The sequence below is a fragment of the Rhodococcus sp. IEGM 1307 genome (assembly GCF_030056915.1).
GTDB lineage: Bacteria > Actinomycetota > Actinomycetes > Mycobacteriales > Mycobacteriaceae > Rhodococcus_F > Rhodococcus_F opacus_D.
Window position 1 is genome coordinate 111,004 of sequence record NZ_JASHKW010000017.1, and the last position, 24,081, is coordinate 135,084.

The 24,081-nt window shown below is 68.1% G+C and carries 18 protein-coding genes; 10 read left to right on the forward strand and 8 right to left on the reverse strand.

Annotated features, from left to right (window positions below; all coding sequences use genetic code 11):
• Positions 1 to 6 precede the first annotated feature (6 nt).
• The 6 genes from QM841_RS28905 to QM841_RS28930 all read right to left on the reverse strand — a co-directional run bounded on the left by QM841_RS28905 (position 7) and on the right by QM841_RS28930 (position 9,014).
• Positions 7 to 1,086, reverse strand: coding sequence for a sulfate/molybdate ABC transporter ATP-binding protein (locus QM841_RS28905; RefSeq protein WP_280783045.1), 1,080 nt, complete (start codon positions 1,084 to 1,086; stop codon positions 7 to 9).
• Positions 1,083 to 1,889, reverse strand: coding sequence for an ABC transporter permease (locus QM841_RS28910; protein WP_283334679.1), 807 nt, complete (start codon positions 1,887 to 1,889; stop codon positions 1,083 to 1,085). Before QM841_RS28910 ends, QM841_RS28905 begins: the two co-directional genes overlap by 4 nt.
• The gene (modA, locus tag QM841_RS28915) at positions 1,886 to 2,695 is read right to left on the reverse strand and encodes a molybdate ABC transporter substrate-binding protein (protein WP_283334680.1); all 810 of its coding nucleotides are present in this window, start codon (positions 2,693 to 2,695) and stop codon (positions 1,886 to 1,888) included. The genes QM841_RS28910 and modA overlap by 4 nt, the downstream gene beginning before the upstream one ends.
• Positions 2,692 to 3,096, reverse strand: coding sequence for a TOBE domain-containing protein (locus QM841_RS28920; protein ID WP_280783047.1), 405 nt, complete (start codon positions 3,094 to 3,096; stop codon positions 2,692 to 2,694). Before QM841_RS28920 ends, modA begins: the two co-directional genes overlap by 4 nt.
• A gap of 86 nt (positions 3,097 to 3,182) precedes the next feature.
• On the reverse strand, positions 3,183 to 7,319 hold the full coding sequence (locus QM841_RS28925; protein WP_283334681.1) for a bifunctional nitrate reductase/sulfite reductase flavoprotein subunit alpha: 4,137 nt from the start codon (positions 7,317 to 7,319) through the stop codon (positions 3,183 to 3,185).
• A 243-nt stretch (positions 7,320 to 7,562) separates the two neighbouring features.
• A complete protein-coding gene (locus QM841_RS28930; protein ID WP_283334682.1) occupies positions 7,563 to 9,014 on the reverse strand; it encodes a CCA tRNA nucleotidyltransferase in 1,452 nt (483 codons plus the stop codon).
• 149 nt (positions 9,015 to 9,163) lie between these two features.
• Between QM841_RS28930 and QM841_RS28935 the strand changes: the two genes are divergently transcribed.
• The 5 genes from QM841_RS28935 (at position 9,164) to QM841_RS28955 (ending at position 17,581) form a co-directional block, all read left to right on the forward strand.
• Positions 9,164 to 9,739, forward strand: coding sequence for an NUDIX hydrolase (locus tag QM841_RS28935; RefSeq protein ID WP_005572816.1), 576 nt, complete (start codon positions 9,164 to 9,166; stop codon positions 9,737 to 9,739).
• Positions 9,740 to 9,741: 2 nt separating this feature from the next.
• Positions 9,742 to 12,132, forward strand: a complete 2,391-nt coding sequence (locus tag QM841_RS28940; RefSeq protein ID WP_283334683.1) for a DUF6049 family protein — start codon at positions 9,742 to 9,744, stop codon at positions 12,130 to 12,132.
• A gap of 113 nt (positions 12,133 to 12,245) precedes the next feature.
• A complete protein-coding gene (gene murJ / locus QM841_RS28945; RefSeq protein WP_283334738.1) occupies positions 12,246 to 16,124 on the forward strand; it encodes a murein biosynthesis integral membrane protein MurJ in 3,879 nt (1,292 codons plus the stop codon).
• A 47-nt stretch (positions 16,125 to 16,171) separates the two neighbouring features.
• On the forward strand, positions 16,172 to 16,753 hold the full coding sequence (gene sigM, locus QM841_RS28950; protein ID WP_283334684.1) for an RNA polymerase sigma factor SigM: 582 nt from the start codon (positions 16,172 to 16,174) through the stop codon (positions 16,751 to 16,753).
• 78 nt (positions 16,754 to 16,831) lie between these two features.
• Positions 16,832 to 17,581 carry an RsmA family anti-sigma factor gene (locus QM841_RS28955; protein WP_280783051.1) on the forward strand — a complete coding sequence of 250 codons (750 nt, stop codon included), beginning with the start codon at positions 16,832 to 16,834 and terminating at the stop codon, positions 17,579 to 17,581.
• A gap of 3 nt (positions 17,582 to 17,584) precedes the next feature.
• Here the strand turns inward: QM841_RS28955 and QM841_RS28960 are convergent, their stop codons facing one another.
• Entirely contained in the window at positions 17,585 to 18,157 is a 573-nt protein-coding gene (locus QM841_RS28960) for a TetR/AcrR family transcriptional regulator (RefSeq protein WP_280783052.1), read from the reverse strand.
• An 88-nt stretch (positions 18,158 to 18,245) separates the two neighbouring features.
• Here QM841_RS28960 and QM841_RS28965 point away from each other — a divergent pair, with 88 nt between their 5' ends.
• The 5 genes from QM841_RS28965 to QM841_RS28985 all read left to right on the forward strand — a co-directional run bounded on the left by QM841_RS28965 (position 18,246) and on the right by QM841_RS28985 (position 23,265).
• Entirely contained in the window at positions 18,246 to 19,217 is a 972-nt protein-coding gene (locus QM841_RS28965; protein WP_005560827.1) for an NAD-dependent epimerase/dehydratase family protein, read from the forward strand.
• A gap of 36 nt (positions 19,218 to 19,253) precedes the next feature.
• A complete protein-coding gene (gene nox / locus QM841_RS28970) occupies positions 19,254 to 20,441 on the forward strand; it encodes a 4,4'-dithiodibutanoate disulfide reductase (RefSeq protein WP_280783054.1) in 1,188 nt (395 codons plus the stop codon).
• Positions 20,442 to 20,552: 111 nt separating this feature from the next.
• Positions 20,553 to 21,536 carry a thioredoxin-disulfide reductase gene (trxB, locus tag QM841_RS28975; protein WP_280783055.1) on the forward strand — a complete coding sequence of 328 codons (984 nt, stop codon included), beginning with the start codon at positions 20,553 to 20,555 and terminating at the stop codon, positions 21,534 to 21,536.
• Between the two features lie 40 nt (positions 21,537 to 21,576).
• Positions 21,577 to 21,900, forward strand: coding sequence for a thioredoxin (trxA, locus tag QM841_RS28980; RefSeq protein WP_005249122.1), 324 nt, complete (start codon positions 21,577 to 21,579; stop codon positions 21,898 to 21,900).
• Between the two features lie 165 nt (positions 21,901 to 22,065).
• Positions 22,066 to 23,265: an N-acetylmuramoyl-L-alanine amidase gene (locus QM841_RS28985; protein ID WP_005560831.1), complete on the forward strand. Its 1,200-nt coding sequence runs from the start codon at positions 22,066 to 22,068 to the stop codon at positions 23,263 to 23,265.
• A gap of 18 nt (positions 23,266 to 23,283) precedes the next feature.
• Here the strand turns inward: QM841_RS28985 and QM841_RS28990 are convergent, their stop codons facing one another.
• Positions 23,284 to 23,982: a GNAT family N-acetyltransferase gene (locus QM841_RS28990; protein WP_280783056.1), complete on the reverse strand. Its 699-nt coding sequence runs from the start codon at positions 23,980 to 23,982 to the stop codon at positions 23,284 to 23,286.
• Between the last annotated feature and the right edge of the window lie 99 nt (positions 23,983 to 24,081).

Below are 24,081 nucleotides of genomic sequence, written 5' to 3' on the forward strand. Positions count from 1 at the left end.
CCGTGGTTAACAAGTACGCACGGCATGGAGGGCGACCTCGGTGGCCTTGACGACGAAGAACACGTCCAGCCCCGGAACCAGATCGAGTTCCGCGACGGACGCCGCCGTCACGTCGGCGCTGAGTTCGAACCTGCCTCCGGCTTCGGCGGCGCGCACCCGGACCGTCGGCCCACGCACCTCGATCTCCGAGATGGACACCCGGAAGACGTTGCGCGGACTGCCTTCCGGAGAGCGCCGGTGGACGGCCACCGAGTGGGGAGCGAACACCGCGACCGCCGGCGCACCCGGCACGAAATCGGCGTCGGGCAGACCGTGCAGCCGAACACCGGTCTCGGTCTCGAAGCCGTCCTGCGCCCCGAACACGGGAACGAGGTTGAGCCCGGCGATCCGCGCGGCGAACGCACTCCGGGGGCGGGTCAGCACGTCTCGCACCGAACCGAATTCGACCACCTGACCGCCCTCGACGACGATCACCCGGTCGGCCAGCGCCAGCGCGTCGAGGATGTCGTGGGTGACCACGACGGCGGTCCGGTCGCCCTCCCGCAGCACCCGTCGGAGCAGGACGCGCAGGGCGGGCGCCGCGGCCACGTCGAGGGCTGACATGGGTTCGTCGAGCAGGAGGGCCTGGGGTTCGGCCGCGAGGGCCCGCGCCACCGCGACCCGCTGAGCCTGCCCCCCGGACAGCTCGTGCGGACGGCGGTCGGCAAACTGCGTCGCATCCACTGCGTCCAGCCATTTCTCGGCGATCGCCCGCGCCTCCCGACGTCCCCGGCCGGCACTGCGCGGGGCGAATGCCACGTTGGCGGCCACCGTCAGATGCGGGAACAACAGCGCCTGCTGTGCGAGCAGCGCGATGCCGCGCCGGTGTGGGGGCACGGCGACGCCCCGGGCGGTGTCGGTGAGCACGCGACCGTTCAGTTCGACGCGTCCGAAGTCTGGGCGAACCAGGCCGGCGACCACCGAGAGTGCCGTCGACTTGCCGGCACCGTTCGGCCCGAGCACCGCCAGCACCTCGCCCTCGCCGAGGTCGAACCCCACGTCGACGCCACGCGCATCCACCCGCGCCTCGACGCTCAGGCCGGTCATACGGCAGCCCTCGACGCCCAGCCCCGCGAGCCCACCACGATGAGCACCGCGACCACGACGAGCACCAGCGACAACGCCACGGCCGCATCGGCATCGGTCTCCCGCTGCAGGTAGATCTCGAGCGGCAGGGTTCTCGTGACGCCCTGCAGGCTGCCCGCGAACGTCAGTGTCGCCCCGAACTCGCCGAGCGCCCGCGCGAACGACAACACGGCCCCGGACACCAGCCCGGGCAGCACCAGCGGCAGCGTCACCCGCCGGAAGACGGTGGTGGGGCTCGCACCGAGCGTCGCGGCGGCGTGCTCGTACCGGCTGCCTGCGGTGCGGAGCGAACCCTCGAGGCTCACCACGAGGAACGGCAGCGCGACGAACGTCTGCGCGAGCACCACGGCCGTGGTGGTGAAGGCGATGTGGATGCCCGCGACCTCGAGGTGCTGCCCGATGAGGCCCTTCCGGCCGAACGTGTACAGCAGGGCGATACCCCCGACCACCGGTGGAAGCACGAGCGGCAGGAGAACCAGCGACCGCAGCACGTGCAGTCCGCGAAAACTGCTGCGCGACAGCACGGCCGCCATCGGGACACCCAGCAGGACGCACAGCACGGTGCTCAGGGCTGCGGTCCGCAGGCTCAGTTCCAGCGCTGCGAGCGAGGATTCGGACGTGACCAGCTGGAAGAACCGCGACCAGTCGACGCTCGCGAGCATCGCGAACAGTGGCAGGACGACGAACAGTCCGCCCAGTGCCGCCGGAACGAAGATCCAGCCCGGAAGCCCGGACGGGACTCTGACGCGCGTCGGCCGGATCACGGCTGGGCGAACCCTGCCTTCGCCAGCACTGCCTGGCCGTCGGGTCCCGTGACGAGGTCGACGAAGCCCTGCGCCGCGTCCGGTGTTTTCGAAGCGGACAGCGTCGCAATGGGATAGTTGTTCACAGCCTGCGCGGCCTCGGGGAACGCCACGGCCGTCACCTTCTCACCCGCGCTCGCCGCGTCCGTGACGTACACCAGTCCGGCGTCGGCCTGGCCGGCCGTCACCTTGTTCAGCACGTCGGTGACCGACGACTCCTCGCTGACCGGGGTGAGGTCGACACCCGACGCGGTCTCGACCTTCTGCGTAGCGGAACCGCACGGAACCTGCGGGGCACACGTGACCACCAGCGTCCCCTCACGGTTCAGATCCGTGAAGGACGTGATGCCCTTGGGGTTTCCGGGTGCCGTCACGATGGTCAGCGTGTTGGCGGCGAAGTCGACGGGACTGCCCTCGACGAGTCCGGCGTCGACCACCTTCGTCATGTTGGTGGTGTCGGCGGACGCGAATACGTCGGCCGAGGCGCCCTGGTCGAGTTGAGCGGCGAGGTCGGAGGATCCGGCGAAGCTGAACTCCACGTGGGATCCGGGGTTCGCGGTCTCGTACATCTGGCCGAGTTCCGTGAACGTGCCCTTCAGCGACGCCGCGGCGAACACCGTGATGCCGCCCCCCTGCGCGGACGCGGACGCCGCCTCGGCCGAACCCGAGGCTCCGCTGTCGTCGTTCGAACCGCAACCGGTGAGAAGACCGAGACCGAGTGCGGCCGCAGCAGCCCCCGTCGTGGCCCGCCGCCAGGACATCCTCATGAAACTCCTCCCGGTGTTTCGACGATCACCGTGGTCGACTTGACGACGGCTACCGCGACCTTGCCGGGCTCGAGCCCGAGGTCGCGGACGGCTTCGCTGCTCATCAGGGATACGACGCGGAAAGGCCCGCACTGCATCTCGACCTGGGCCATCACCTTGTCCATCACCACCGCGGTCACGATGCCGGTGAATCGGTTACGCGCCGAGGAGTCCGATCCGAGCAGATCGGGCGACTTCGAGGCGTTGGCGCGCGCGAACTCGGCGAGCGCGGGGCCGTCGACGACCTTGCGGCCCGACTCGTCCTTCTCCGCCGCGAGACTGCCGTTGTCGATCCACCGCCGGACCGTGTCGTCGCTGACGCCGAGCAGTTCTGCTGCCTGTCGTATCCGGATACCCGTCATCCGAGAATTGTCCGCGCATGCGTCATGACCGACATCCTATGTCGGCAAATACGGACTGATCAAGTGCGCCTCTCCGCAGATGCGGATCAGTACACGTCGCGCACGTAGCGCTTGTCGGTCGCGAGCTGCTTCATGTACAGCTCGGTGTCCTCTTCGTCCAGGCGCCCATGCGTGCGGACGACCTCACGGACCGTCTCGTCGACGTCCTTCGCCATGCGGCTGGCGTCGCCGCAGACGTACAGGGACGCACCCTCCTGCATCCAGCCCCACAGCTTGGCGCCGTGCTCGCGAATGCGGTCCTGCACATAGATCTTCTGCCGCTGGTCCCGGGAGAACGCCGCATCGAGGTGGGTGAGAAATCCGTCGCGGTGCATAGCTTCCATCTCCTCGCGGTAGTAGAAGTCGGTAGCCTCGTGCTGCTCACCGAAGAACATCCAGTTCTTGCCCGTGTGACCCAATTCCCGGCGTTCGTGCAGGAATCCGCGGAACGGAGCGATGCCGGTGCCGGGACCGACCATGATCATCGGTGCATCGGCGGCCTGCGGGGGACGAAAGTGCGCCGACTTCTGCACGAAGATCGGCACGTCGGCCTCGTCGCAGTGATCGGCGAGGAACGTCGAGCAGACCCCGGAGCGGTTCTTGCCCTCGTGGTTGTAGCGCACCGCGGAGACGGTCAGCTGCACCTCACCCGGATCGACCTTGGGGCTCGACGAGATCGAGTACAACCGCGGCTGCAGGCGCTTGAGAACGCTCAGCCACTCGTCGGCGTCGGCGTCGACCCCGTACTCCGCCAGCACGTCCATCGACTGCCGCCCCCACAGCCACTGCTGGAGCGCGATCTTGTTCTGCGGGCGCAGCAGCCGCGCCAGCTCGGTGTCCTGGGTGCGGCTCTGCACGAACCGCAGCAGCTCGGGGGTCACCTTCGTGATCTCGAGCTTCGTGCGCAGCGCCTCGCGCAGCGTCATCTCCGGCAGGTCCGGTAACGTGACGGGCGTGTCCGGGATCGACCGGGTGACCTTCAGCCACTCGTCGACGACGGCGTCGCTGTTGGTCGGCCAGACACCGAGAGCGTCGCCCGCCTCATAGGTGAACTCCGGATCGCTCACTTCGAAACCGAACTGCCGCACGTCCTTCGACGATCCGGCCGCGCTGAGCGGAATATTCTTCGTCAGCCGCGTGATCAACGGCGTCTTCCGCGTGAACGTCGCCGCCTTCTTCGCCGCGGGCCGGGCAGGCGCGGGTGCGGACGCCACCACGGTCGCACCGTCGGCCGCCGCACGCTCCCGGACCAGCTTCTGGACCTGGGTCAGCCACTGACGTGCCTGCTCCTCGTAGTCGGGTTCGCAGTCGACCCGCTCGGTGAGACGCTTCGCCTCCAGCTGCTCCAGCCGGGCGTCGATCCGCTTGCCGTGCCCGCAGAAGTCGTCGTAGTTGGAATCGCCGAAAGCCAGCACGGCGTAACGGGTCTGCGACAGCTTCGGGGCCTCGTCGCTGCTGAGCGCGGACCAGAAGCTGCTGCCGTTGTCGGGGGCGTCGCCGTCCCCGAACGTGCTGGTGATGATCAGGAGGTCGCGGACGTCGGCGAGGCCCGCGACGTCGTAGTCGTCCATGCTCATCAGGCGGGTGCCGTGCCCGGCCGCTTCGAGTTGTTCGGCACATTCAGCGGCGAACTCCTCGGCGTTGCCCGTCTGCGACGCCCACACCACCACCACGGGGTGCTGAACCGATTCAGTGTTCGCGTCCGGCACCACGACGCGGTGCGGAACGTCGGAACGGGAGAACAGCCCCGCCATCAGACCGTCCAGCCACACTCGCTTGGACCCGGAGATCGGTGCGCTTCGCGGAAGGACCGGAACACCCTGGATCTCGGTGGACTGCAGCCCCGACAGCAGCCCGGCGAGGTACATGCGTTCGTGTTCGTCGAAGGTGGGGGAGGCGGAGTCGTCCAGGCCCAGGATGCGGCTCATCTCCGCGGCGGGCGAACCCTGCGCGAGCGTGAGCGCCCCGCCGGATTCCGGGACCTCCGGCGTCGACACCGGGGCCACCCGGGTCAGGGAGACGGCGCACGCCTTGAACTCCGGCTGGAAGGACACGGGATCGACGGCGTCGTTGGTGACGGCGTTGATGCTGAGGTACTCGCCGAAGGAATCGTTCCAGTGGAACGGGGCGAAACACCCGCCGGCGAGGACGCGGTCGCTGACGACGGCGGGAAGGACCGCGCGACCGCGCCGGGACGCCACCTCCACCTTGTCGCCGTCGGCGATCGAAAGCTTCTGCGCATCAGCGGGATTGATCTCGACGAACGGGCCGGAGTTCAGCTTGTTGAGCTTGGCCACCTTGCCCGTCTTCGTCATCGTGTGCCACTGGTGCTGCAGGCGACCGGTGTTGAGGACGAAGGGGTAGTCGTCGTCGGGCATCTCGGCGGGCAGCATGTGCGGGCGTGGGAAGAACGCGGCCTTGCCGCTCGCGGTGGCGAACGCCAGGCGGGGGAGTGAACCGTCGGGAGCCGACAGCAGGTTCTGGCTCACGCCGTCGTTGACGTAGCGGAGGGGGTTGCGATCGGTGCGGTTGCCGGGCGGGCTCGGCCACTGCACCGGTGTGTCCCGCAGACGGTCGTAGGTGATGCCGCGAAGGTCGTAGCCGGTCTTGGGATTCCAGGTGCGTTTGATCTCCTCGAACACGTCCTCCGAGGAGTCGTAGGTGAACGCGTCCGCGTATCCCATCTCGCACGCGACGCGGGCGATGATCTGCCAGTCGGGCAGTGCCTGACCCACCGGATCTACGGCCTGCTGCAACAGGGTGAGGTTGCGCTCGGAGTTGATCATCACCGAATCCGACTCCGCCCAGAGCGCCCCGGGCAACAGGATGTCGGCGTAACCGTTGGTCTCGGTGTCGAGGAAGACGTCCTGCGTGATCACGAGCTCGGCGGCCTCGAGACCCTCGATCACCGTCCGCCGGTTCGCCACGGTGGCAACGGGATTGGTGCAGATGATCCAGCAGGCCTTGATGTCACCCGCCACCATCCGCTCGAACATGTCGACGGTTCCGGTGCCGACCTCCGTGCGGATACTCCCCTCCGGCAGCTCCCACAGATCCTCGATGAACGCCCGGTCGTCGGCGGCGAGCACCGACCGCTGCCCCGGCAGGCCGGGACCCATGTACCCCATCTCGCGGCCACCCATCGCATTGGGCTGACCGGTGAGGGAGAACGGGCCGCTGCCCGGACGGCAGATCGCACCGGTGGCCAGGTGCAAGTTGCAGATCGCGTTGGTGTTCCACGTGCCGTGCGTGCTCTGGTTGAGCCCCATCGTCCAGCAGCTCATCCAGTTCTCGGCCTCACCGATCCACTGGGCGGCCTGACGGATGTCGGATTCGGGGATGCCGGTGATCTCCGCGACCTTCTCGGGGGTGTACTCCTCGAGGAACTCCGGCATCACCTCCCAGCCCTCGGTGAACTCGGCGATGAACTCGGGATCGGTGTGCCCGTTCGTCACGAGCAGGTGCAGCAGGCCGTTGAGCAGTGCGAGGTCGGTGCCCGGCGCGATCTGCATGAACAGGTTCGACTTGTCGGCCGTCGCATTGCGGCGCGGGTCGACCACGATCAGCTTGGCGCCGGCCTTGACGCGGTCCATCATCCGCAGGAACAGGATGGGGTGACAATCCGCCATGTTGGCGCCGATCACGAAGAACACGTCGGCCTTGTCGAAGTCCTGGTACGACCCGGGCGGGCCGTCCGCACCCAGCGACTGCTTGTAACCGGTGCCCGCACTGGCCATGCACAACCGCGAGTTGGACTCGATCTGGTTGGTGCCGACGAAGCCCTTCGCGAGCTTGGTGATCAGGTACTGCGCCTCGATGGACATCTGACCGGAGACGTAGAAGGACAGGGCGTCCGGTCCGTGCTCGTCGAGTTGTTCCCTCAGCCGGCGCGCGGTCTCGCTGATGGCGGCGCCGACCTCGATCGAGGTGGGTGCTTCCCCGCGCTCGTCGCGGACGTACCCGGTTTCCATCCGGCCACCGGCCACCAGCATCTCGGCGCTCGTCGCACCCTTGGTGCACAGCCGCCCGAAGTTGGTGGGATGGTCCTTGTCGCCGGACGCCTTGAGCACGCGGCGTGCATTGGTCTCGGGATCGATCCCGACTTCGAGCACCATGCCGCAGCCGACACCGCAGTACGAGCAGGCGGTCTTCACTGTGGAAGTCCCGGCTTTCTGCTGCTGCATCGACTAGCTCCTCACCTGCACGGTCGCAGCCTGTCCACCCGGCTCACGACCTGTATCAATGCTGCCGTGAACCGTGTTTCGTCGGGATTAACCCCCGTGAGCGTTCGGTGACGTCTCTCGCACCCGGGCCCGGGCACGGTGGTGATGTCGAGGCAGAAACAACCAGGTCGTGTGACTGTCGTCACTTCAGGTGAGTGGCCGCCCGAAAGCGGAGTAAGGAGAACCGAGCGGATCGACGCTCGGTCAGCCCTGCTGCGTGGCCCACCACGACAGCAGTTCGGCCTCGGCCTCGTCGCGACTGAGGGGGCCGCGATCGAGCCGGAGCTCCTTGAGGTACTTCCACGCCTTCCCGACGTCGGGGCCCGCCGGAATGCCGAGCAACTCCATGATCGCGTTGCCGTCGAGGTCGGGGCGCACCCGCGCGAGGTCTTCCTGCTCGGCGAGCCGGGCGATCCGCTCCTCGATGTCGTCGTATGTCGCCTGCAGGGCGGCCGCCCGCCGCTTGTTGCGGGTGGTGCAATCGGCGCGGACCAGCTTGTGCAGCCGCGGCAGCAGCGGGCCGGCATCGGTCACATACCGGCGCACAGCGGAATCGGTCCACTGACCCTTGCCGTAGCCGTGGAACCGCAGGTGGAGGAACACCAGCTGCGAGACGTCGTCGATCATCTGCTTCGAATACTTCAGCGCCCGCATCCGCTTGCGGACCATCTTCGCGCCGACCACCTCGTGGTGGTGGAAGCTCACACCACCGCCCGGCTCGTTGCGCTTCGTGTCCGGTTTACCGATGTCGTGCAGCAGCGCCGCCCACCGCAACACCAGGTCGGGGTCGCCGTCCTCGAGGTCGACGGCCTGCTTCAGCACGGTCAGCGAGTGCCAGTACACGTCCTTGTGCTGGTGGTGCTCGTCGATCTCGAGCTTCATCTGCGGCACCTCGGGCAGCACGAAGTCGGCGAGACCCGTCTCGCACATCACGTTCATACCGTCGATCGGGAATTCGCCGAGGATCAGCTTGTCGAGTTCGGCCCGCACGCGTTCGGCCGTGATCCGCTCGATCTGCGGCGCCATGTCGACGATGGCCTGATGCACGCGCTCGTGGAGCGTGAACCCCAGCTGAGACACGAACCGGGCGGCCCGCAACATGCGCAGCGGGTCGTCGTTGAAGGAGTTCTCCGGCGCCGACGGCGTGTCCAGCACCCCGGCCAGCAGGGCGTTCATGCCGCCCAGGGGGTCGACGAAGTCCTGCGATCCGTCCGCACCGATCCGCACGGCCATCGCGTTGACCGTGAAATCGCGCCGAACCAGATCGTCCTCGAGCTTCGTCCCGAACTGGACGACCGGATTGCGCGACACCCGGTCGTAGGCGTCGGCGCGATACGTCGTGATCTCGATCTGCTGGCCCGCCTTGGCGGCGCTGATCGTCCCGAACTCGATGCCCGTGTCCCACTGGTTGTCGGCCCAGCCGGACAGCAGCTTCTGCACCCGCTCCGGGTGAGCGTCGGTGGTGAAGTCGAGGTCGGTGCCGAGGCGGCCCAGGATCGCGTCCCGGACACTGCCCCCCACCAGGTACAACTCGTGACCGGCGGCAGCGAACCTCTCACCGAGCGGCGTCAGGACTTCGGACAGCTCGCGCAGCGTCACCGCGGCGCCGGCAAGCAGTCGCGTACGGCGCTCGTCGTCGAGAGAAGGGGCAGTCACGTCCAGGAAGCTTACCGAGGTGCGCAAATAGCGAGATACGCATACACGCTGTCACCTCGCCGTTCGGTTCACCACAGGTGTGTCACGAAGCGTCTCGGTTCGGGTGCGGCGTTCCGGTGGAGACGGCAAAGCCAACTACTATCGATGGGGTGTCTGCTGCCGAACGTGCGAACAGGAGTCGCCGCAACTCGCGGCGGCGCGGCGCCGTCGGCAAACCCGCGAAACCCCACATGAGGACGGTTCGCGAAACCTCGGCGGGCGGGCTCGTCGTCAACGGTCTCGGCGGACCGCGGGAGAATCTGTGCGCCGCGCTGATCGGACGCACCGACCGACGCGGGCGGCTGCTGTGGTCGCTGCCCAAGGGACACATCGAGCAGGGCGAGACCGCCGAACAGACCGCGATGCGTGAGGTCGAGGAAGAGACCGGCATCCAGGGCACCGTCCTCGCGTCGCTCGGCAGCATCGACTACTGGTTCGTCACCGAGGGCCGACGGGTCCACAAGACCGTCCACCACTATCTGCTGAGATGCCTCGGTGGGGAACTGTCGGACGAAGACGTGGAAGTCACCGAGGTAGCGTGGGTGCCGCTCGCCGAGCTGGGATCACGCCTGGCCTACGCAGACGAACGGAAACTCGCAGAAATCGCCGGTGACTTGATCTCCAAGATGACTACCACCCCGACCGCCCCCGACCTGAAGCTCCAGAAGGGGCCAGACGCCGGATGAGGATGGCTTTGCGTCGGGTCGGTGCCGTGACGTTGACCGCACTCGCGGTCGTTCTGGCTCCCACCAGCACCGTGGTGGCGGCGGCCCAGGACCCGGTGCCGCCCGAGAGCGCCGGGACCCAGACGGTCGACGAGGACCCCGAGTTTCTCGAACTGCACATCGACAACGTCACGCCGTCCACGGTCACCACCACCAGCGACCCGTTCGTCACCGTCACGGGCTCGGTGAAGAACGTCGGCGACCGCACGGTCCGCGACGTCAGCGTGCGGTTGCAGCGCGCCCCCGCCGTCGCGAGCAGCGAGGGCCTCCGTACGTCTCTGACCCTCGATCAGTCGCGGTACGACACGGTCGGCATGTTCGACACGGTCGCGGGCCGCCTCGACGAGGGGCAGAGCAAGCAGTTCACGCTGTCGCTGCCGCTGCGGTCCGACACCGACATCTCCCTCGACATCACCGAACCCGGCGTGTATCCGCTGATGGTGAACGTGAACGGCACCCCCGAGTACGGCGGGGCGGCGCGTCTCGACGACGCCCGTTTCCTGCTCCCCGTGTTCGGGGTCCCCGGCACGCCGGCCGTGCCCCCGGACATCTCCAGTCCCGTCGCGGTCACCATGCTGTGGCCGCTCGCGGACCGGCCCCGGCTCGCGGCGGGGGTGCCCGGCTCCGTCACCGAACCGGTCCGTCTCGTCGACGACGACCTCGCGACGTCGCTCGCGGACGGCGGCCGCCTCGACGAACTGCTGGGCGCGGTGGAGTTCGCCACCCGGGAGAGCGTCGACCGCGACCACACGCTCCGGGACAGTCTGTGCCTGGCCGTCGACCCGGACCTGCTGATCACCGTCGAGAACATGACGCGCGGATATCTGGTGGTGGACGACCCGTCCGATCCCACCGGTTCCGCGCACGAGGGCACCGGTAAGGATGCCGCGTCGGCGTGGCTCGACCGCGCCCGGTCGCTGGCCGCGTCCATGTGCACCACGTCGGTGCCGTTCGCGCAGGCCGACCTGTCCGCGATCACCGAGGTCGCGAACCCGGACCTGACCGCGACGGCCGTCGAAGCCCCCGCGGACATCGTCGACAACGCTCTGGGTGTCACGTCGCTGCGCAATTTCGTATGGAGCGACGCCGGGGTGCTCGACGACGCGACGGCGCAGATGCTCCGCGGAGACGAGGCGACCACCACGCTCGTGGCCGCCAATTCCGTCGACACGACGACACCCCGCGACAGCGCCCACGTCATCGAGGCCACACCGCCCCCCGCGCCCGTTCCCGCGAACGGGGAGACGACCCCGGCGGCCACCGAGACGCCCGCGGCCACCGGAAGCGTCGACGCGCTGCTGTTCGATCCCTCGGTCGGCACGGCGCTCGCGGCCATGGGGACGACACCGCAGACCCCCTCGTACACCCCGCAGCGCGCGCGGTACGACCTCTCGGACGATTCGCAGACCGCCCGGCTGCAGGACGCGCTCGGTGCGGTGTCGTGGTCTGCCCTCGAACCCGAGGCCGCACGGGCTGCCGGCACCCCGCGTTCGCTGATGGTGGTGCCGCCGCAGCTCTGGACGGCGGGCGCCGAGGACGCGAAGACACTGCTGTCCACGGTCTCCTCGCTGATGCGCTCGGGCCTGGCGACGCCCCGGCCGCTGCCCGCGATGCTGGGACGACAGCCCGGATCACCCGAGGTCGCGACCCTGGAGTACCCGGATCAGGCCGCCGAGGACGGCGTCCCCGCCCATATCCGCGACGCCGCCGGCACGCAGACACCCCGCATCGAGGCACTGAACGCCGCGCTGGTCGACGACCCGCAGGCCCCGCTCACCCCGGAACGCTTCACCGCACCGCTGCGCGAGGACCTGCTGCGCTCGATGAGCCTCGCGCATCGCCGCGACGACGAACGGCGGTCCGCGGAAGAGGCGTCCGACGTGCGCGCCGACGAGGTGGCCGAAACCATGGACGACCTGTTCGGGGCAGTCACCGTCGTGTCGCCGGGCGGCGTCTACACGCTGGCGTCGGAACAGAGCCCGCTGCTGCTGGTGGCCAGGAACGACCTGCCGGTCGGGATCACCGTCCGTCTCCAGGTGGATGCGCCGTCGGGGATGACCATCACCGACATCGGCCCCACCACGCTGCCCCCGCGGGGCAGTCGCACCCTCACCGTTCCCACCGAGGCCAACGACTCCCGCAAGCTCGTCGTCCAATTCTCTCTGACCACCGCCGATGGACAGCAACTGGGAGAGCCGACCAGCGTGACGGTACGGTCCAACGCGTACGGGCAGGCGTTGGCGATACTGACAGCATGCGCGGGTGCTCTGCTGCTGTTCCTCGCCGGCCGTCGGCTGTGGCATCGATTCCGCGGCCAGCCGGATCCAGCTGACGAAGGGTACGAACGTTCATGACCGGGAACTTGCCCAGTAGGGGCCAGAGGCTTCCCGATCGCTCCCATCCCCGGGTCGCCCCGTGGGAGCGGGACCACTGGGCTCGGGAAATCCGGCCGGACGAGGCACCGACGGTGCAGTTCGCGGCCATCCGTGTCGACCCCTCGCCGCCTCCGGTCCGGGATTCCGGGCCCTCGACCGCGCCGCAGAAGCAGAGCAACTCGCGACTGCTGGCGTCCACCGGTTCGATCGCGGTGGCGACGCTCGTCAGCCGCATCACCGGATTCGCCAAGCAGCTCCTCGTCCTGACGCTGCTGGGTGGGTCGGTGGCCAGCTCGTTCACGGTCGCCAGCCAGATCCCGAACATGATCTCCGAGCTCGTGCTGGGAGCGGTGCTCACCGCGATCGTGGTGCCCGTCCTGGTGCGCGCCGAACGTGAGGACCCGGATCAGGGTGCGGCGTTCGTGCGACGCCTGTTCACCGCCACGTGTGTGCTGCTCGGCACAGCGGCGTTGCTGGCGACCGCCGCCGCACCCGTACTCACCACCCACGTCTTCCTGTCGGCCGACGGCAAGGTGAACACGTCCCTCACCACAGCTCTGTCCTATCTCCTCCTGCCCGCGATCCTGTTCTACGGACTGTCAGCGCTGCTCACGGCCATCCTCAACACCCGGCAGGTGTTCAAACCCGGTGCCTGGGCTCCGGTGCTGAACAACGTCGTGATGCTCACCGTGCTGGTGATCTACTACGCGACACCGGGGGAGATCACCCTCGATCCGGTGCGGATGAGCGACCCGAAACTGCTGGTCCTCGGTGTGGGCGTCACGCTGGGTGTCGTGGTGCAGGCGATGAGCCTGGTGCCCGCGATCCGGCGCGAGGGCATCTCGCTGAAACCGCTGTGGGGCCTCGACGACCGGCTCAAGCAGTTCGGCGGGATGGCCGTCGCGATCATCCTGTACGTGCTGATCAGCCAGGCGGGCATGATCGTCGCCACCCGCATCTCGTCACACGCGGACGCGTCGGGTCCCGCGATCTACAACAACGCGTGGCTCCTGCTGCAGCTGCCGTACGGCGTGCTCGGCGTGACGGTGCTGACGGCGATCATGCCGCGACTCAGCCGCAACGCCGCCGCCGACGACACCCCCGCCGTGGTCGACGACCTGTCCGTCGCCACCCGCCTGACGATGATCTCCCTCATCCCGATCATCACGTTCCTCACGTTCGCCGGCCCCGAGATCGGCCAGGCGCTCTACGGGTACGGCAACTTCGGGACCGGTGATGCCGAACGCCTCGGCCAGGCCGTCAGCTGGTCCGCGTTCACGCTCATTCCCTATTCCCTGGTACTGATCCAGCTCCGCGTGTTCTACGCCCGCGAGCAGGCCTGGACCCCGACGTGGATCGTCCTGGGCATCACCGCGGTGAAGATCGCGCTGTCGGCGCTCACCCCGATGATCGCCTCCAGCGACGACCAGGTGGTCATCCTGCTCGGCGTGGCCAACGGCCTCGGCTACATCACCGGCGCGCTCGTCGGGGGCTGGCTGCTGCACCGCAGTCTCGGCAACCTGCAGATGGCGAACGTCGGCAAGACGGTGTGGGTGGTGGTGCTCGCGTCGATGGCGGGTGCGCTCGTCATGCTCGGCGCCGACCGCCTCCTCGGGCTCGACCGGCTCACCAGTTTGTTCGGCGGTCCGGGCTCGATGGTCCGGGTCATGATCAGCGGCGTCCTCATGCTCGTCGTCACCTTCGTGATCCTCTGGTTCGCGAAGATCCCCGAAATCGTGTCCATCACCGTCGCCGTCGCCCGCAAGGTTCGCGCCCTGCGCGGTCGCGGCGCCGCACCGGAACCGGAGGCTGACCCGCTCGCAGAAGCCGAAACAGAACTGATTCCCGTGGTCCGCGCCACACCGCACGACTTCGGGGGACAGCCGCGTGGTATCGAACGACCCGGTGGACTCCCGTACCCTGGACACGAGCGGGTCGGATCGCCGCCCGGTACTGGTCGGAGTTGGGCATTCGAGAATGAAGGAGTGAGGGTGAGCGACGACGACGTGGCCGGCAGCAAGAGAGCCGGAGGTTCTACGGTGCAAGCGTCCGAACGCGATTCGGCCGCCGCCCCCAACGGCGTCGACGCCCCGACCACCCGGATCTCGTCCGAGTCGGCCTCCACCGACTCCGCGAAGTCCGGCAAGCAGGCCGGCGCCGCCGCACCGCAGAAGAAGGACGCAGACACGTCCGCGGGCTCCGCAGACACTCCGAAAACGGGGCAGAGCAAGGAGACCGGAGATCCTGCGGATGCGCAGACGAAGGCTGCGCCGAAGACTCCCACCAAAGACTCCGGCGAATCGCGCGGAGACACACGTCACATGGGCGCGGCCCCCGCACGGGATCTCAGTTACGACACCGGAGTGATCCCGATCACCCCCGCACCCGGACGTGAGCCCGGCGCAGGCCCGCGTCGTACTCCCCGTGGCCCCAAGCTCATTCCCGGCGCGTCCGTCGCGGGCGGTCGGTACCGCCTGCTGACACCGCACGGCGGTTCGCGGGGACTGCAGTTCTGGCAGGCACTCGACGTCAAGCTCGACCGCGAGGTGGCGCTGACGTTCGTGGACGCCGAACAACGCTCCACCTCGGCCGGTCCCGAAGGCCCGCAAGCCATTCTGTCGCGCACCCTGCGACTGGGCCGGATCAACTCGCCCGGTCTCGCCCGCGTGCTGGACGTGGTCCGCGGTAGCTCCGGCGGCATCGTCGTCGCCGAGTGGACCCCGGGACGCTCGCTGCGGGAGATGGCCGACACCAAGCCGTCTCCGATCGGCGCCGCCAGTGCCATCCGCGCACTCGCCGCGGCCGCCGAGACCGCGCACCGGGCCGGTGGGGCACTGTCCATCGACCACCCCGACCGCGTCCGTATCAGCATCAACGGCGATGCCGTGCTGGCGTTCCCGGCCACGCTCGCCGACTCCGACTCGAGTACCGACGTGCGCGGACTGGGCGCCATGCTCTACGCCCTCATCACCGCCCGCTGGCCGCTGGGCGACCCGTCCGCTCCCGCGGGTGACCCGTCGGGTTCGCACCGTCCGGGCAGCGTCGGCGGTATGCGACTGGCCGACCGCGACTCGAGCGGGCAGCCCATCGGACCGCGGGTGATCCGCCCGGAGGTCCCGTTCGAGATTTCCGCGGTGGCGCTGCGCTCACTCGAGCCGAACGGGGGAATCCGCACGGCGGCCACCGTGCAGCACATTCTCGACCAGGCGTCCGTCGTCAACGACAAGACCGAATTCATCCCCGTGCTGCGGCTCGGGCAGCGGGCCCCCGGCACGACCGGTCACGCTCTCGCCGACCCGGAAGCACTGGAGGCGGAGAAGAAGAAGTCCAACCGGATGATCGCGGCGCTCGTGGGCCTCGCGGTCGTCACGATCATCGTGCTGGCGCTCCTGGGCTTCTGGCTCGCGACGTTCCTCACGGGCAGTAGTTCCGACGCGCCGCTCACCGAACAGGACTTCGGGCTCACCACGTCGGCCGAGGCCCCGCCCAACCCCGAGTCCCCCGCCCCCGCGCCCGCCCCGGCGGCGAACGTCGCGCCGGTCAGCCCCTCGGGGGCGACGGTGTTCTCGCCGCAGGGCACCCCCGACTCGGCCGCGAACGCCCGGCTGGCCGTCGACGGCAACACGTCCACCGTGTGGAGCACCGACTCGTACTTCCAGCCGTTCCCCGCGCTGAAGAACGGTGTGGGCCTGATGGTCACGCTGGACGATCCGGCGACACTGTCGAGCGTGTGGATCAACTCGCCGACACCGGGCACCAACGTCGAGATTCGCAGCGCCCCGTCGGAGAACCCGACCCTCGACCAGACGCAGGTGCTCGGTTCGAAGGTCCTCGGCAACGGTGTCACCGAGATCCCGGTGAAGTCGGAGGGACCCACCAAGAACGTCCTGGTGTGGATCACCGGCCTGACTAATTCCGGTGGCAAGAACCAATCGTCCATCGCCGACATCGGTTTCAACGCCGCGACGTAGTCGGCACCCGGTGCTCGCGGATCGGCGACCTGAGCTAACATCCGCCGGTGCGAATCTTCCGGGGGGATTCCGAGGGTGAGCCCTCGGACGTCGACCTGTTGGCTGCGCACGTCGCCGGCGATCGGCACGCCTTCGAGACACTGCTCTCGCGGCACTACGACCACCTGTGGCACGTCGCCAAACGCACCAGCTACACCACCGAGGACGCGGCGGACGCCCTGCAGGAGGCGCTGCTGTCCGCGCACCGTAACGCGGGCTCGTTCCGCCGGGACGCCGCGGTCCGGAGCTGGCTGCATACGATCGTGGTCAACGCCTGCCTCGACCGCATCCGCCGGAACAAGGCTCGTCCGGCGGTGTCCCTGTCCGCGGACGAGGACGACGAACCGAGCGATACCCGCGACTACGTTTCCGAGGTGGAGCTCAGCATGGTGGTCGAGCGCGCACTGGCGCAGCTCCCACCGGATCAGCGGACCGCGATCGTGGCCGTCGACCTCGAGGGCCGTTCGACGAGTGAGGCGGCCGCGCTTCTCGGGGTTCCGGAAGGCACCGTGAAGAGCCGCTGCGCCCGCGGCCGGAAGAAGCTGGCCGCCTCTCTCGAATATTTTCGGGTGGAGGGGAACCGATCATGACTCCGGGGCGTCAAAACGTAGTAGGAGCGGGGAACTGTCCTGTCGTCCCGGACCACAACGACTCGGTGAGGAGGTGCCATGGCCGACCGTGAACCCGATCCGTCCGATGCCGCGCTGCCCGCACCGCCGTACTCCGAGGACCTACTGGCCGATCTGCACGCCGGGGTGCTGCCGGACTCGGTGAGCGATCGCCTGTGGCCGCTCGTCCGGAACGACCCGCAGGCGATGGCCGTGATCGACGCCCTCGACCGGGTCACTGATCAGTTGGGCGCGCTCGGACGCGATCATTCCGTCTCGACCCCGATTCCCGCCGACGTCGCCGACCGCATCAACCGTGCTCTCGCCGCGGAGCGGGACACACCTGCCGAGGCCACCGTGGTCCCACTCACCCGGCGACGGAAGTGGGCTGCCGCGGCCGCGGGGACGTTCGCGGCGGCGGCAGCGGTCGTGGTGGCAGTCGCGGTCGTCACGCCGGACAGGCAGGAACCCGAGACCCCGGTCGTCGCCCTGCCCAGTTCCGAAACCTCGCCGGCACCAGCCGTTCTCGATCTGGGCACCGGTCTCGACTCAGGACGCCTCCTCACCGTGATCGGTTCGCGGCAGCTCGGACCACTCGAGGATCCCGCACAACTGTCGGAATGCCTGCGCGCCAACGGTATCGAACCGTCCCGCCCCCTGCTCGGTTCCGGCGAGGTTCGCCTCGACGGTGTTCCCGGGGTACTACTGCTGGTGGCCGCGCCGCGTCCGCCGCAGATCACGGCCCTGGTGGTCGGCGGTGAGTGCGGCGCGGGAGATCCGGCGACGATCGCCGTCACCGAGATCGGTTGATCCTCACGATCGTTCCCGCTCCGAACGGGCGACCGGCAGGAGTAGCTCGAGGATCTTCCCACGCAGTTCCGGAGTGTCGTCCTCGACGGCGATCAGGCTGGTGAACAGCGCGGCGCCGGCAGCGAGCACCAGCACGGCCGTCGCGGTGCTCGACCCGGCCGGGTCCACCTCGCTCTCGAACAGCTGAGTACTCGGCCCGCTGAATCCCCGCCACAGCGCGGTACGGAGGTCGTCGTGGTCGCGGATCGCTGCCAGCAGACCCGGCGTGGCCGCTCGCACCTCCGGTCGCGAGAACAATTCGGCACTGCCGGTCACCACCCAGCGGATCCAGCCTTCGCGGTCGGTGCCCTCGAACGGTGTCAGGTCGGGTGTCGCACCGAGGATGGCGTCGAGAACCAGATGCGCCTTCGATGGCCATCGTCGGGTGATGGAGGCCCTGCTCACCCCGGACCGCGTCGCGATGGCCCGCATGCTCAGTTGATCCCAGCCCGATTCCACGAGCATCGCCCGGGTGACCGCGAGGACGTCGGTGTCGATCCGCGGGTCGCGGGGGCGGCCGGTTCCAGTTGCATTCATTGGTTCGAATTGTGGGACAGAAGTGCCTTCCGCGCTATATCGTACCTATTACGAGTCCAGTGGCACCGTAATTGAAACGGACGAACACATGAAGATCGCGGTCACCGGCGGCACCGGATACGTCGGCGCCCACACCACGCTGGCGCTCCTCGCCGCCGGCCACACGGTTCGACTGCTGGTGCCGCCCGCCGAATCTCCCGACACCCTGCTCGTGGCAGCCGGGGACGACGCCGCGCGGATCGAGCAGGTGGTCGGCGACATCCGCGACGCCCAAGTGGTCGCACGCCTCCTCGACGGCTGCGACGCGCTACTCCACGCCGCCGGGGTAGTGGGCACCGACGATCGTCGCGAACAGCTGATGTGGGAGATCAACACGCAGGCCACCGCCGCGATCCTCACCCGGGCGGCCTTCCTCGGACTCGACCCGATCATCCACGTCGCGAGTTTCAGTGCCCTGTTTCCGTCACCCGACGCCGTCATCGGACCGGACAGTCCGACGGCGTCTGGCCGTAGCGCGTACGGCCGCACCAAAGCGGCCGCCGACCGCATCGCCCGCGCACTCCAGGACGCGGGCGCCCCCGTGGTCATCACTTACCCGACGAGCGTCGTCGGTCCCGGGCTCGGATCCACCAAGGGCGTCACCGAACAGGGATGGGGCGCGATCGTCAGCGGCGGGGTGGCGCCCCGATTCGACGGCGGCATGCAGATGATCGACGTGCGCGACGTGGCCGCGGTCCACACCGCCGCGATGCACCCCGGCCGCGGACCCCGGCGATACGTCTGCGGCGGCGAACTCGTCGAATTCAACCACCTCATCGACGTCCTCGAACACTCCTCGGGCCGTCGCCTCCGACGCATCCCGTTGTCGGGCAGCACCTTTCGCGCGCTCGGACGGATCGCCGACGTGGTCGGCAGGTTCACGCCCCTCAGCGCGGGGCTCAGCTACGAGGCAGCGTGGCTGCTCACCTCGGCGACCCCGACCGACGACTCGCGAACCCGCGACGAGCTCGGGCTCACCTGGCGGCCTGCCCGCGCGGCGCTGGCCGCGACCTTCGCCTAAACGCCCTCCCACCACCACCCTCGAAGGCAGACCACCATGACCGTTCCACCACCCCGGCCCGGGATCTGGGAGCCGGCCCGCCTGGGTCCCCTGACGTTGCGCAACCGCATCGTGAAGGCAGCCACGTTCGAGGGCGTCATGCCCCGCGGCCGGGTCACCGACCAGCTCGTCGACTTCCACGCCGAGGTTGCTCGCGGTGGCGCCGCACTGACGACCGTCGCGTACTGCGCCGTCTCACCCGGCGGACGCGTCCACGCGAACACCCTCGTTCTCGACCGCGCCCGCGTCCCCGACCTACGCCGACTCACCGACGCCGTTCACGCCGAAGGCGGGTTGGTCGCGGCGCAGATCGGTCATGCCGGTCTGGTCGCGAACACACTGTCCAACCGCACCAAGACCCTCGCGCCGTCCACCCGCCTCAGCCCGCCCGCCATGGGTCTGGTGAAGGGTGCCACCCGAGAAGAACTCGACCAGGTCACCCGCGACTTCGAGGACGCGGCCCGGAATGCCGTCGAGGCCGGATTCGACGCGATCGAGGTCCACCTCGGGCACAACTACCTTCTCAGCTCGTTCATGAGCCCCAACCTCAACAAGCGGACCGACGAGTACGGGGGCAGCCTGGAGCGGCGGGCGGCGTTCCCCCGACGGGTGGTCGAGCGGGTGCGCCACGCCGTCGGCGACTCGGTGGCCGTCACGGCCAAATTCAATATGACGGACGGTGTCCCGAAAGGGCTGTGGCTCGACGACAGTCTCCGCATCGCGCAGCTCCTCGAAGCCGACGGGCATCTCGACGCACTGCAGCTCACCGGGGGCAGCTCGTTGCTCAACGGGATGTACTTCTTCCGCGGCGAAGTCCCGATGGCGGAATTCGTTGCCTCACAGCCCAAGCTGGTGGGCTGGGGTCTGAAGGTCTACGGGCCGCGCATCTTTCCGACGTACCCGTTCGAGGAAGCGTTCTTCCTCCCGATGGCCCGGCAGTTCCGCGAGGCCCTGTCGATGCCGCTGATCCTCCTCGGCGGCATCAACAGGCTCGACACCATCGAGAACGCACTCGGCGACGGGTTCGAGTTCGTCGCGATGGCGCGCGCCCTGCTCCGCGACCCGGACCTCGTCAACAAGTTCCGCGACCGGCACGTGGCCGAGGGACTCTGCATCCACTGCAACAAATGCATGCCCACCATCTACACGGGCACCCGCTGCGTCATCCGGGAGACTCTGCGCTGATCAGGGCGCCTGCGGGGGGAGCGACCGGTATCACCTGCAGTCGGGGAACAACACCCTTTAGTCTTGTGTTGATCCATACGACTGAGCACCCCTCACTACTGGAAGGCCCGCATGACCACTCCATCGACGGTTCATGAACTCATCATCGTTGGTTCGGGACCTGCCGGATACACCGCTGCCGTCTACGCGGCGCGCGCGGAACTCGAACCGCTGCAGTTCGAGGGGACCCAGTTCGGTGGCGCCCTCATGACCACCACCGAGGTCGAGAACTTCCCCGGATTCCGTGAGGGAATCATGGGACCCGACCTGATGGATCAGATGCGGGAGCAGGCCAAGCGCTTCGGCACCGACATCCGCACCGAGGACGTCGAGGAACTCGACCTCACGGGCCCGATCAAGAAGGTCGTCGTCAACGGCGAGACCTACCAGGCGCACGCGGTGGTGCTGGCAATGGGCGCCGCAGCCCGTTACCTGGGGATTCCGGGTGAAGAGAAGTTGCTCGGCCGCGGCGTCAGCGCCTGCGCCACGTGCGACGGATTCTTCTTCAAGGATCAGGACATCGTCGTGGTCGGCGGCGGCGACTCCGCCATGGAGGAGGCCACCTTCCTCACCCGCTTCGCCCGCAGCGTCACCGTGGTGCACCGCCGCGAGGAGTTCCGTGCGTCCCGCATCATGCTCGAGCGCGCCAAGGCGAACGCGAAGATCCGGTTCGTGACCAACGCGGCGCCCGTCGAGGTGCTGGGCGAGAACAGCGTCACCGGCCTCGTGATCCGCGACACCGTCACCGGTGAGACCTCCACGCTGGACGTCACCGGCATGTTCGTCGCCATCGGTCACGACCCGCGCAGCGAGCTCGTCAAGGGACAGGTCGACCTCGACGACGCCGGCTACGTGATCGTCAAGACGCCGACCACCGCCACCTCCGTGGACGGTGTCTTCGCCGCCGGCGACCTGGTCGATCACATCTACCAGCAGGCGGTCACCGCCGCCGGCACCGGTTGCTCCGCGGCGATGGATGCCGAGCGCTGGCTGGCAGAGCGCGGCGACATCACCGCCAACACTGTCGCCGCCGCCGGCTCGCCGGTCGACGCCTGACCTCACCCACACACACCCACCTCGAGTAAGGGAAATCCCCGTGTCGAATACCGTCACCATCACCGATGATTCGTTCCAGCAAGACGTCATTTCCAGTGACAAGCCTGTCCTCGTCGACTTCTGGGCCACCTGGTGCGGCCCGTGCAAGATGATCGCCCCCGTCCTGGAGGAGATCGCCGGTGAGCACAGCGACAAGCTGACCATCGCGAAGCTCGACATCGACGCGAACCCGGGCGCTGCCCGCGACTTCCAGGTCATGTCGATTCCCACGCTGATCCTGTTCAAGGACGGAAAGCCGATCAACACGATCGTCGGCACCAAGGGCAAGGCTGCGCTGCTGAAAGAGCTCGCCGACGTTCTCTGATCGACACCCGAACACCCGGCACGATTCCCGATTTTGTGGGAATCTCTGAGACAATCGATCGATGTGCTCCAGTCGCATCAGCTAGACCGACCGGAACACATCGATCGTTTTGTTTGTACCGAGACTCGTATGTACTCGTTGATTCGGACTGAGAGGCCCTGAAACATGCACCGACTCCGTCACGGCGACCATGGTCCGGCCGTTGCTGAGATTCGGGGCACTCTGGCCGGTCTCGGTTTCCTGCACAACGGCATCGCGGACACCCGGCGCGAAGGCACCAACGGTTCGCACTGGATCGCCCCCGACGCCGTGTTCGATCATCACCTGGACAGCGCCGTACGGGCCTTCCAGCAGCAGCGTGGGCTTCTCGTCGACGGAATCGTGGGTCCTGCCACCTACCGGTCCATGAAAGAGGCGTCGTACCGCCTGGGCGCGCGCACGCTGATCTACCAGCTGTCCGCACCGCTCTACGGCGACGATGTCGCCACCCTGCAGACCCGCCTGCAGGATCTCGGCTTCTACGTCGGGCGCGTCGACGGCTTCTTCGGACCGCAGACCCACGATTCGCTGTCCTCGTTCCAGCGGGAGATCGGGATCGCCGCCGACGGCATCTGCGGTCCGGCAACCCTGCGGTCGCTCGAGTTGCTCGGCACCCGCGTCACCGGTGGTTCACCGCACGCGATGAGCGAAGAGGAAATGGTTCGCAGCTCGGGACCCCAGCTGAGCGGCAAGCGGATCGTCATCGATCCGGGCCTCGGCGGCGACACCTACGGCACCATCGTCCGGTCCGCGTATGGCACGATCTCGGAGTCCGACATCCTGTGGGACCTCGCCAGCCGCCTCGAGGGCCGCATGGCCGCCACGGGCATGGAGACGTTCCTGTCCCGCCCGCACCACGCCAATCCCACGGACATCGAACGCGCATCCACGTCGAACGCCTTCGATGCCGACCTGATGATCTCGCTGCGCTGCGATGGCAACACCAGCCCGTCCGCCAACGGTGTCGCGAGCTTCCACTTCGGCAACTCGCACGGTTCTACGTCGATGATCGGTCAGGTTCTCACCGGATTCATTCAGCGGGAGATCGTGGCGCGCACGCCGTTGCAGGACTGCCGGACCCACGGTCGCACCTGGGACCTGCTGCGCCTGACGAACATGCCGACCGTGCAGATCGACCTCGGGTACCTCACCAACGACCTCGACGCCGCGGTGCTCTCCAACCCGCGGGCGCGCGACGCCATCGCCGAAGCAATCCTCATCTCCGTGAAGCGTCTGTACCTGCTCGGTCAGGACGATCAGCCGACCGGAACGTTCACGTTCGCCGAGTTGCTCGCCGAAGAGCTGTCTTCCTCCGAACGTTCCTGACGTCTCGTTCCCGAACGCTCAGTGCGCACCGACGGGTGTGCGCTCCCCGATGTCGACCATGCTCACCGTCGCGGTGTGGATGAGACGCTCCAGGGCAGCCTCGACGTCTTCCTTCCACCCGTGATCCCGATTCAGCTCGAGCCGTAGGCGCGGGAACCGATGATGGGGCGCGACGATTTCGAAGCCGTTGTCCTCGAGGAATTCGGCGGGGATCATGCACTCCTCGGGGGAGCACTCGCGGGCCGCTGTGGCTGACGCCATCCCGTGTGTGTCGATCGGCCCGGTTCCGTCGGTGTTGCGGATACCGAACGCCTCGAGCGCGCGAACACCGCGGCGCACCAGATCGGCCACCACGGCTTGGATCAACGTGGTTCCCAGATTCTGTTCTTCACCGGCCGGCTCGAGCCGAAGGCTGGTGAGGAGGACGGCGTCGGCACCGACCGGAGCGGTCGGGAGAAGCTGCGCGCGCGGCACGGTCCGCGGGGGAGCGTAGAGGGCGCTGCCGACCGGCTTGCCGTCCATGACGGCCACCTGTCCGCACGATCCCCATTCGAGCATGACCATGGAGAGCCAGGCTTCCTTCTCGAACTCCTGATCGCAGAATCCGCGCGAACTGTGGATCGCCGCGGGATCCATTTCCCAGAAGACACAGCGACGAGCGTGGGCGGAGAGCTTGTCCAAGCCGTCGAGAGTGAGCGATGTGACGTGAGTCGACACTGGCTAGCTCAGCCTCCATATGTCACTACCGCAGATCATTCGACATCCTCTGGTATTCAACGTTTTTCGCCCCCGATAGTTCTGCTGGAGTCGGTCCGT